Source organism: Jeotgalibacillus alimentarius (assembly GCF_000829445.1).
In the GTDB taxonomy this organism is placed as follows: domain Bacteria; phylum Bacillota; class Bacilli; order Bacillales; family Jeotgalibacillaceae; genus Jeotgalibacillus; species Jeotgalibacillus alimentarius.
In genome coordinates this window covers 17,359-27,519 of record NZ_JXRQ01000015.1, presented here as the reverse complement: position 1 = coordinate 27,519, position 10,161 = coordinate 17,359, and the positions used below count along the sequence as shown (strand labels likewise).

The window sequence follows — 10,161 nt, the reverse complement described above, 5'->3', positions numbered from 1 at the left end:
AGAAAGAAGGATTAAGATGGAACATTTTCACTACGAATCATTTTTAGAACAACTGAGGAACGAATTTGAACTCGACGTTGCTGCATTAGCAGTCTGTTTGCCTGAAGAAAACCATGCGATTAGATGGAAGTATATTTCAGGTAATATCAGTGAGAATTACCGCCGTATTGTTCTTTATTCCGGAAAGGGAACTGCAGGGCTCGTAGTGAAAACTGGAAAAGCGAGAATAATTGAAAATGTAAAAGAGTATTATTCAGCAGGAAATCTTTATGAACATCCGATTCTCGTATCTGAAAAGATCGAAAGCTTTGCTGCCATTCCATTTTTTAAAAACCAGCGTGTCTGTGCAGTTCTGCTGGTGGGTTCAAGAACTGCAGGGAAAATGAATCAGGTATTATTTCAGGAAATCTTCAGTCATTTACCTGAAAAAGTAGGAAGCTATGATACCGGGGAGTTGATTGGAAATTGATTCAGATCACGAATGAGAAAATGATGGCATTTCTGATAAAAATGTATGAAAACAGTTCAGAGGCAATCTTTTTTCTTGATGGCGAAGGTGAAATTCTGGCACTGAACCCCTCTGCAGAACAGATTATTAACCCATCCGTCTTAGAAGCCATTCAACAGGGAACAATCAGCTCTCTCTGTTCATTTTGCAGAGGATATACAAGTGATGAAGAACTGATGTCCTGTACAAATTGCTACTTGAAAAATCCTGAAGGAGATTTTTCCTCTTTTCAAGTCTATCTCGAAACAAGGAATAAAGGCGTTATTCCTTATGCTGCAAGTTATTATCAGATTGATCCTGAACAGGAGATCTTTGTTTTTATGCTCAGGGATCTGACACTTCAATTCAAGACGCAGGAAAATCTGTACAAAAATCAGATGGTGAAGCAGACGATAGAAGCGCAGGAGCTTGAGCGTAAGCGGATTTCACGTGAGCTTCATGACAGTGTAGTGCAGGATCTTGTCAGTACACTTGTTGATCTGCGTGTCAGTAAATATCTGAAAGAGGATGAATTGAGGGAGCGTATTTCTGAGACAGAAGGAACGCTGAACCGTCTGATTGAAGATGTGCGTAATATCTCTGTTTTCCTTAGACCAGCTTCACTCGATGACCTGGGACTTGAAGCTGCTTTCCGCACGCATTTTAAATGGATTGAAAAAACTTATGGCATCAGAGTAAATCTGAAGTCAATGATTTCACAGATGAGATACAGACATGATATTGAAACAGCGGTATACCGGATTTGTCAGGAAGCAGTACTGAATGCGGTTAAATATGCAGGAATTTCAGAAATTGACGTGTATATTGCAGAATCCAACCGTCATCTTGAATTGTTTGTGAGGGATGAAGGGGAGGGATTCAATACAGAGTCACCAACCATTAAAGGAACCGGATTAGGTGTATTCGGTATGACAGAAAGAGCTGAGTTGATTGGCGGAAAGCTGAGGCTTTATTCAGAGCAGGGAAAAGGCACTACCGTCTATCTCTCTGTACCGATTCAACTGCAACCAAAGGAAAGGGTTGAGACGTGATGATTAAAATTGTGATTGCTGATGATCATTCAGTCGTAAGAAGCGGTTTTTCAATGATCTTGAATTTTCAACCTGATATGGAAGTGGTTGCGACAGCTGCAGATGGTGTAGAAGCTTACCAGTTAACCGCTCAGCACAAACCGGATGTTCTCTTGCTTGATCTGAGTATGCCACCGGGAGAAAGCGGATTGATCGCGACTGGGAAGATTCATGATGATCTGCCGGATACAAAAATTTTGATTCTTACCATGCATGATGATGAAGAATACCTTTTTCATGTGCTGCGTAACGGTGCATCCGGTTATATTCTGAAAAACGCACCGGATGAAGAACTCCTTCAGGCTGTGAGGACAGTTTATTCAGGTGGAACCTATATATCACCTAAAATGACTAATTCATTAGTAAAAGAATTTGTGAAACATGAAGGGCAGGGGGATAAAACAGACCCTTTATCAATTTTGACTAAAAGAGAACTCGAAATCCTTCCGCTTGCTGCGAAAGGATATGGGAATAAAGAGATTGCAGAAAAGCTTTTTGTCTCAGTGAAAACGGTAGAAGCACATAAAGCAAAAATCATGGAAAAACTGGAGCTGAAAAGCAAGCCGGAACTGGTTGAGTTTGCTTTGAAAAAAAAGCTGCTGGATTTCTAAAAGGATGATTTGATGAACAATCAGGGGTTTCAATCGAAAAACAAGGCGATGAACATTCTTGAGAATGAACACAGATATTTACGTTATCTTATGGATGAGTGGCATGCAATTGTACTGAATTTTGAAAAAGAAAGCTATTCAGATCAACAGGAAGCACTGGCTGATTTTCGTAATCTCCGCAAATTACTGATCGGATTTCTGGATCCGCTGAAAAACCATACAGACAAAGAAGAAAGATTCTTCTTTCCAATGCTGGGTACATACATCGGACTAGAACAGGGGCCAATTTTGTCGATCGAAGAAGAGCATCAGGAAATTGATGCCTATATCGGACACTTTCTGCATCATACTTTAGGAGATCTTGAGGATCTTTCAATTAAAGAAATGAAAGTCAGAACGAGAGATGCAGCTGAAGCGTTTGAAGTGCTGATGGTGCACTTTGTAAAAGAAGAAAGTGTGCTATTCCCAATGGTTGATAGAGTGATGAAAACGGTCGATGTAGACCAGCTGACTGAAGAGCTGAATACGCTGATCACATAACGTCTGAAAGATTTAGGGAGTTTCCTTTACTGCAAAGGGGACTCCCTAATTTTTATTATGCAGCAAAAAATTATAATTAAATCAGGAAAACAATTACATGAAGAAAATCCTTTTTAGAAGAAAGGTGTTATCCAATGACAAAAAAATTGCAGCTGCCGCTTCAAACTATGAACCTGGTTGTCGGTTTTATGGTGTGGGTCATCATTTCATCCTTATTACCTTTTATACAAGAGGACATTACGATTCCGCCTGAGCGAATTGCACTGCTAACCGCAATACCGGTGATTCTGGGATCGGTACTGAGAATTCCGCTTGGCTATTTTGCCAATCTGATCGGTGCACGACTCGTCTTTTTAGTGAGTTTTATTCTGCTTTTATTCCCCGTATATTTCATCAGTGAGGCTTCAAGCTATACTGAACTGGTAATTGGAGGGTTGTTCCTCGGGATAGGCGGGGCAGTGTTTTCAGTGGGTGTAACGTCTTTGCCGAAGTATTATCCTAAAGAAAGACACGGTTTTGTAAATGGGATTTATGGGGCTGGAAATATTGGAACGGCTGTCTCAACGTTTGCAGCACCTGTCATTGCGACACAGATTGGCTGGGAAGCAACAGTAAAGCTTTATCTGGTTTTACTGCTGGTTTTTGCAGCATTAAACTTTTTATTCGGTGACAGAAAAGAAACGCGTGTGAAAACACCGATTATCAGTCAGATTAAAGGTGTATATAAAAATGAAAAGCTGTGGCTCTTCTCACTCTTTTATTTTATTACGTTTGGTTCTTTTGTGGCTTTTACTGTCTATCTTCCAAACTTTCTGGTTACGGAATTTAACTTGAGCAGTGTGGATGCAGGAATGCGGACGGCGGGATTCATTGCGGTGGCGACGTTCATGAGACCGGTGGGAGGATTCCTCGCAGATAAATTTGATTCTTTTAAGCTGTTAATCGGTGTATTTACCGTCTATACGGCAGCGGCAGTTCTGCTGGCATTCTCACCTTCAATTGTTTTATATACAGTCGGCACGCTTACCATTGCATTAAGTGCCGGGGTTGGAAATGGTGTGGTATTCAAGCTGGTCCCAATGTATTTTCAAAAGCAGGCCGGCATTGTGAATGGAATTGTATCGATGATGGGTGGTCTTGGGGGGTTTTTCCCACCGTTGATTCTGTCAATGGTATACGGGCTGACAGGTCAATATGCAATTGGGTTTATGCTGTTATCTCAGGTGGCTCTCGCAAGTCTGGTACTTGTTGTCTGGATGTTTTATCAGAATAAAATTCAGCTTCAGGCTGATGTATTCAGATCAACTGCCCAGGGGGTCATGGTAACAAAAACCGATGGGAGCATCATTGCAGTCAATAAAGCTTTCACTGATCTGACAGGTTTTGAAGAAAATGAAATTCTCGGCAAAACGCCGGCTGAGCTGAAATCAGGAAAGCAGCCACCTGAATTCTACAGCACTATGTGGCAGCACATTCATGAAAAAGGATCATGGGAAGGGGAGATCTGGAATAAACGAAAGGATGGTGAATTGTATCTGCAGTGGCTGACAATAAGTGCTGTTCAAAATGATGCCGGTGAACAGGAAAGGTATGTGGCGTCATTTTCGGATATTACAGAATATCGTTCTGTTCAGTAACTGTGTTTTCACAAATCAAATCAGGGAATGGTAAGATTAAAACACAGTATACGCAGAAAGAAGTTATAGCCGATGACGAAGATCATTTACTTTATTATTATCGTAACTTTTATCGATACATTCATTCAGCTTCCCGTCATGACTCCTTACGCAATCAGTCTTGGGGCTACAGAAACGATGGCAGGATTGATTATTGCTGTATATTCCGCGCTGAATGTAGCTGGTAATATTGCAGGCGGTTATGCGGTGGACCGATATGGCAGAAAGCCGGTTCTTGTGATCGGAACCGTGCTTTCTGCAGCGGTTCTTTTATTTTATCCACTCGCTCAGGATGCAGAGCAGCTGCTGATCGTCAGAGCGATTCATGGTATTGTCAGCGGCCTGTTAATCCCCTGTGTGTTTGCGATTGCAGGAGACCATGCAGCGAAGAAAAGTACAAAACCAATGGCTTACATTGGTGCAGGGATAGGAAGCGCAGCGATTTTAGGGCCTGCAGCAGGCGGTATACTGGCATCAAGAGGACTGACAGATGCAGTGTTTTATTCAGTGGCTGTACTATTTGCGATATGTATCTGGCTCACGGTGAAGTATGTATCTGAATCATTCAAAGAAAGAGAAAGAGATGATGTGGCAGGAGCACCGATCATCGAATTACTGAAGCACAAAAAGCTTCAGCAGGCATCACTTGCTGCTTTTGCTTTAATGGTGAGTAATGGCACGCTTGCATTTGCCATGCCTTTAAAGGCGCAGGATCTTGGGTTAACCCAGGCATCTGCAGGAATCTGGTTAAGCATATTTGGTGTCACCGCAGTCATTATTTTTATAACAAAGCTGAATAAAATTTATGACGTATTCACATCTGAAAAGCTGACAGGTACGGGACTGATTACGATCGGACTAATTCTTGGACTGATCCAGTGGATTTCACTTCCTGGTATCATCCCGGTGTTGATGTTTATGTACGGGATTGGATTTGCTTTTATCTTCCCATCAATGAATCAGATGGTGACAGATATGTCTAATAAAGCAACGCGGGGGAAAGCATTTGGTATCTTTTATTCCTTTTTTTCAGCAGGTGTGGTTGCGGGGTCAAGCCTGGCAGGGTTTGTCAGTGAAAAAGCAGGCCTGCCATTTACCGGAGGCGCTGCTTTAATTCTGACAGTCAGTCTGCTATTCATTTTCATTGGGAAGCTGCGTTAAAGCTTCATCTCAGGGCTTCTGTCACGCTGGTAATCGCCATTTTTACCGCCTGTTTTTTCCGCGAGAAAGGTTGGACCGATGACCATTCCTTTATCAGAAGCCTTGCACATATCATAGATCGTCAGTGCACATACTGATGCAGCTGTGAGTGCTTCCATCTCCACTCCGGTACTGCCTTTTGTCTTCACGGAAGCTGAGATTTTCAGTTCGTAACGTGACGTCACGTCCCATTCGAAAGACAAATCGATCCCGCTTAAAGACAGCGGATGGCACATCGGGATGATCACAGACGTCTGTTTGGCAGCCATAATACCTGCCACCTGTGCAACGGCGAGTACATCACCTTTTTTGGATGTGCCGTTTTGAATATGCTGGTAAATTTCTTCATTCACTACAATACTTGAATGCGCGACAGCCACTCTGACAGACTCCTGTTTATCAGAAATATCAACCATTCTGGCACGTCCCTGCTCATTAAAATGCGTTAAATCAGACACACATATCACCTCATTTTATTAATACAACCATTGTAGCACGACAAGAAAGGAGTGTAAGACATGCTTGAACAAAGAAAACCAATCCCTGTTGCTGAAGCCGTTCAGCGCGTCATGTCAAAAGAAATTACATCAAAAACTGAACACATACATATAGAGGATGCTCTTGGCAGAACGCTGGCAGAAGATCTGACTGCCACTCATCCCGTACCGCCATTCGACCGCTCACCATACGACGGTTTTGCAGTCCGCTCAGCAGATACTGTACACGCTTCAAGGGAGAATCCGCTCGACCTTCGCGTAACAGAAACGATTGGCGCAGGAGCAGTTCAGTCTGTTCCTGTCCTTGAAAATGAAGCGGCACGTATCATGACTGGTGCGATGATGCCCGCTGAGTGCGACGCAGTCGTTATGCTTGAGCTTACTTCCGAGCCTGAACCCGGTGTGATGAGGATTAAGCGTTCATTCAACAAGGGAGACAACATCTCATTTAAAGGTGAGGATGCGCAAGAAGGGACAGTCCTCGTAGAAAAAGGGTCTGTGATTAATCCGGGAACTGTGGCACTGCTTGCTACGTTTGGCTACGAGACTGTTCGTGTAGCATCAAAGCCGGTTGTCGGCGTGCTTGCAACAGGCTCTGAATTACTCGAAGTCAATGAACCGCTTGAACCTGGTAAAATCAGAAACAGCAATGCCCTGATGGCTGCTGCACAGATTAAAAGAGCGGGAGCAGAAGTCAAAATGCTTGGCAAGCTCACAGATGACCTTGAAGCATGCTATCAATCTGTTAAAGAGGCGCTTAATGAAGTTGATATTCTGATCACAACAGGCGGGGTATCTGTTGGAGACTTCGATTTTCTTCCGGAAGTATACAGCCGTCTCGGTGCTGAAGTGCTATTTAATAAGGTGGCGATGCGCCCTGGAAGTGTTACGACTGTGGCGCATTTAAACGGGCAGTTCCTATTCGGACTCTCAGGAAATCCGTCTGCCTGTTATGTCGGATTCGAACTGTTTACAAGGCCTGTGATTCAACGGATGCTTGGCAATGAAAAACCTCATCTGCCGGTAGAGGATGCAGTGCTTGGTGCAGACTTCACAAAGCCGAATCCATTTACGCGCTTTGTCAGAGGAACGGCTTCAATTAAACATGGCAGACTTGAAGCAAGTCCATCGGGTTTTAACAAATCGAGCGCTGTCAGTTCGCTGGCTGCAACGAATTGCCTGATTATCCTGCCTGGCGGAACGAGAGGTTTTACTGCAGGGGATCAGGTGAAGGTTGCGCTGCTTGAGACAGCTGAAAGCAGCGGGATGCCGTGGTAGCAAAGATCCTGCAGGTAGTCGGTTATCAAAACAGCGGCAAAACAACTGTAATGAATCAGCTGGTGAAGGCTGTTTCAGTTCATGGTTTGAAAGCCGGAACGATAAAACATCACGGGCACGGAGGATCACCTGACTATGCTGATTCCACAAAAGACAGCAGCCGTCACTTCCAGGCTGGCGCTGCAATCAGTGCAGTTGAAGGAGAAGGCGCAATTATCATTGAGTCGGAATCGGGATTGGCAGATTTAGAGAAACTGCTCACTTTTTACAGGACCCTCCCCCTTCATGTTATCCTTGTAGAAGGATATAAAAAAGAACCGTTCAGCAAGATTGTCATTATAAAAGACGATCAGGATAAAAAGCTTTTAAAAGAGTGTGAAAATATTCAGGCGGTCATTACTGATCTGCCTCTTTCTGATATAAGTGTACCGGTATTTCGCCGGGCTGATCAGAAAGCGTATACAGCATGGATGATCAAGTGGCTAAAGGAGGCGTAAAGCATGTTTTCAGTAACATCAGAACCACTGTCAATTGAAGAAATCTCAAATAAAGTTGTGCGTCCTGAAGCAGGTGCAGTCGTGACATTTACAGGCACCGTAAGAGAGTTCACAAAAGGAAAACGCACGCTTTACTTAACATATGAAGCATATGCCTCGATGGCTGAAAAGCAGTTAAAGAGAATCGGAGACGAGATCAAAGAGCGCTGGCCGGATGCGATGACAGCGATTTCCCACAGAACAGGGAAACTGGGTATATCAGATATTGCCGTAGTGATCGCCGTATCCACGCCTCACAGAAAAGATGCATATGAGGCAAATGAATATGCGATTGAACGGATTAAGGAAATCGTCCCGATCTGGAAAAAAGAAAAGTGGGAAGACGGCGAAGAGTGGATTGGGGATCAGCTTGAAAAGAGTGCCGGTATTCCTGAAAAGGAGGAAATCAGATGATTAAAGTGAACTGCTTTGCCCACCTGAAAGAACTTGCAGGAGGCAATCATATTCATATTGATAAAAAAGAGTTGACAGTCAAAGAACTGCTTGAAGAGGTTCAGCGTCAGTATCATATTCAGACTGACTCAGTGCTTGTGGCGATTAATGAGGAGTATGCATTCCCGGATGATCAGATTACTGAGTATGACACGGTTGCACTGATCCCGCCGGTGAGCGGAGGGTGATTGGCGCTGTACTGGCTGGTGGGGAGTCTAGGCGTTTCGGGCGCCCGAAAGCTTTCGCTGACTGGGATGGCACCCCGTTTTATGAAAGAGCAGTTGACGCTTTAAATCCGGTATGTGATGAAGTGGTGCTGTCAGTCAGAAAAGATCAGCTTGGAGATTTCAGTGAGTTCAAAGGTAAACGCATCACTGATCTGGCGCCATATGAATCATGCGGACCGCTCGGAGGCCTGTACGCATTGATGGAGCAGACAGGTGGAGATACTGTCCTGACCCTGCCCTGTGATATGCCGCTTTTTACTGCATGCGATGCACAGAAGCTGAAGGCTTATTTTGAACAAAGCGATTTGCAGGCACTCATCCCCTCAGTCAACGGACGACTGCAGCCGCTTTCAGCTATCTATGCAGCAAGCTGTATGCCAGTCATTACAGCGCAGCTTGAGCACGGAAATTTCCGTATGAAAAGTTTTTTTGATCAGGTGAAGTGGAAGGAAATACCCCATACGGAGCTTGGCATCGCAGAAGAAGCTTTCAGTAATATTAACGATCAGCAGACGTATGAACATTTAAAACGTACCGCACAGAGGAGGAGAACGGATGGAACCGATTAAAGATTTTTATCAGCGGCCGCTGCACGATATTCGCATTTCCGTTACCGACAAATGTAACTTCCGGTGCGGATACTGTATGCCGGCAGAAATATTTGGCCCTGATTTTGCATTCATGCCAAAAGAGCAGTACCTGACTTTTGATGAGATCGAGAAGCTTGTTACTGCCATGAGTGAAATTGGCGTGGAAAAGGTCCGATTGACTGGCGGGGAACCGCTGCTCAGAAAAGATCTTCACGAGCTGATTGCGAAACTATCACGTATTCCCGGCATTAAAGATATCGCACTCACGACTAATGCGATGATGCTGCCAAAGCTTGCAGGTAAATTGAAAGCGGCAGGACTGCAGCGTGTCAATATCAGTATGGATGCGATTAAAGAAGACGTCTTTAAAAAAATGAATGGACGTAATGTCAGTACAAAGCCTGTGATTAAGGGAATAGATGCTGCGATTGAAGCTGGCCTTGAAGTGAAGATTAATATGGTTGTGCAAAAAGGGGTCAATGACGATCAGATCCTTCCGATGGCTCGCTTCTTTAAAGAGCGCGGTGTGATGCTGAGATTTATTGAGTTCATGGATGTTGGCAGTACGAACGGCTGGAAAATGTCCTCTGTCGTAACGAAAAAAGAAATTATTACAATGCTGAGTGAAGAATTCGAAGTGGAGCCTGCTGACCCTCATTATTACGGTGAAGTGGCTGACCGCTATATTTATAAAGGCACAGACACTGAAGTCGGGGTGATCTCTTCTGTATCAGATTCGTTCTGTTCAACCTGTACACGTGCGAGACTGTCAGCAGACGGGAAAATGTATACGTGTCTCTTTGCAACAGAAGGCTTCGATCTGAAAGAAGCAGTTCAGACGAAGGATCATGCCGGTCTTACAGAGGCTGTAGCGTCAATCTGGCGTGTAAGAAAAGACCGCTATTCCGATGAAAGAACAGAAGAAACGGCTAAAAACCGTCCGAAAATTGAAATGTCTTATATCGGCGGGTAAAG

General features: G+C 44.0%; 13 protein-coding genes. 12 read left to right on the top strand and 1 reads right to left on the bottom strand.

All coding sequences use genetic code 11. The features are described from left to right. The first annotated feature begins 16 nt into the window (after positions 1–16). From KP77_RS03845 to KP77_RS03820, 6 genes are all read left to right on the top strand, one after another. The gene (locus tag KP77_RS03845) at positions 17–469 is read left to right on the top strand and encodes a GAF domain-containing protein (RefSeq protein WP_041121411.1); all 453 of its coding nucleotides are present in this window, start codon (positions 17–19) and stop codon (positions 467–469) included. Next, on the top strand, positions 466–1,539 hold the full coding sequence (locus KP77_RS03840) for a sensor histidine kinase (protein ID WP_235420662.1): 1,074 nt from the start codon (positions 466–468) through the stop codon (positions 1,537–1,539). Before KP77_RS03845 ends, KP77_RS03840 begins: the two co-directional genes overlap by 4 nt. 2 nt (positions 1,540–1,541) lie before the next feature. Continuing rightward, positions 1,542–2,189, top strand: a complete 648-nt coding sequence (gene nreC / locus KP77_RS03835; protein WP_041121837.1) for a nitrate respiration regulation response regulator NreC — start codon at positions 1,542–1,544, stop codon at positions 2,187–2,189. A 12-nt stretch (positions 2,190–2,201) separates the two neighbouring features. Beyond that, complete coding sequence (locus KP77_RS03830; RefSeq protein ID WP_041121410.1) at positions 2,202–2,729, top strand: hemerythrin domain-containing protein; 528 nt, start codon at positions 2,202–2,204, stop codon at positions 2,727–2,729. Between the two features lie 134 nt (positions 2,730–2,863). Next, positions 2,864–4,366: a nitrate/nitrite transporter gene (locus KP77_RS03825; RefSeq protein ID WP_041121409.1), complete on the top strand. Its 1,503-nt coding sequence runs from the start codon at positions 2,864–2,866 to the stop codon at positions 4,364–4,366. 72 nt (positions 4,367–4,438) lie between these two features. After that, positions 4,439–5,566 (top strand): MFS transporter, encoded by a 1,128-nt coding sequence (locus KP77_RS03820; protein ID WP_041121408.1) that lies wholly within the window; start codon positions 4,439–4,441, stop codon positions 5,564–5,566. On the opposite strand, the gene moaC is transcribed toward KP77_RS03820, so the two are convergent. After that, positions 5,563–6,063: a cyclic pyranopterin monophosphate synthase MoaC gene (gene moaC / locus KP77_RS03815; RefSeq protein WP_041121407.1), complete on the bottom strand. Its 501-nt coding sequence runs from the start codon at positions 6,061–6,063 to the stop codon at positions 5,563–5,565. The genes KP77_RS03820 and moaC overlap by 4 nt on opposite strands. A gap of 60 nt (positions 6,064–6,123) precedes the next feature. Here moaC and KP77_RS03810 point away from each other — a divergent pair, with 60 nt between their 5' ends. The 6 genes from KP77_RS03810 to moaA are packed head-to-tail and all read left to right on the top strand — an operon-like array spanning position 6,124 to position 10,159. After that, on the top strand, positions 6,124–7,380 hold the full coding sequence (locus tag KP77_RS03810; RefSeq protein ID WP_041121406.1) for a molybdopterin molybdotransferase MoeA: 1,257 nt from the start codon (positions 6,124–6,126) through the stop codon (positions 7,378–7,380). Further along, the gene (mobB, locus tag KP77_RS03805) at positions 7,374–7,877 is read left to right on the top strand and encodes a molybdopterin-guanine dinucleotide biosynthesis protein B (protein WP_041121405.1); all 504 of its coding nucleotides are present in this window, start codon (positions 7,374–7,376) and stop codon (positions 7,875–7,877) included. The genes KP77_RS03810 and mobB overlap by 7 nt, the downstream gene beginning before the upstream one ends. Positions 7,878–7,880: 3 nt before the next feature. Continuing rightward, on the top strand, positions 7,881–8,330 hold the full coding sequence (locus KP77_RS03800; protein WP_041121404.1) for a molybdenum cofactor biosynthesis protein MoaE: 450 nt from the start codon (positions 7,881–7,883) through the stop codon (positions 8,328–8,330). After that, on the top strand, positions 8,327–8,557 hold the full coding sequence (locus tag KP77_RS03795; RefSeq protein WP_041121403.1) for a MoaD/ThiS family protein: 231 nt from the start codon (positions 8,327–8,329) through the stop codon (positions 8,555–8,557). The genes KP77_RS03800 and KP77_RS03795 overlap by 4 nt, the downstream gene beginning before the upstream one ends. After that, the gene (mobA, locus tag KP77_RS03790) at positions 8,554–9,165 is read left to right on the top strand and encodes a molybdenum cofactor guanylyltransferase (protein ID WP_052473943.1); all 612 of its coding nucleotides are present in this window, start codon (positions 8,554–8,556) and stop codon (positions 9,163–9,165) included. The genes KP77_RS03795 and mobA overlap by 4 nt, the downstream gene beginning before the upstream one ends. Further along, positions 9,152–10,159: a GTP 3',8-cyclase MoaA gene (gene moaA, locus KP77_RS03785; protein WP_041121402.1), complete on the top strand. Its 1,008-nt coding sequence runs from the start codon at positions 9,152–9,154 to the stop codon at positions 10,157–10,159. The genes mobA and moaA overlap by 14 nt, the downstream gene beginning before the upstream one ends. Positions 10,160–10,161: the final 2 nt, after the last annotated feature.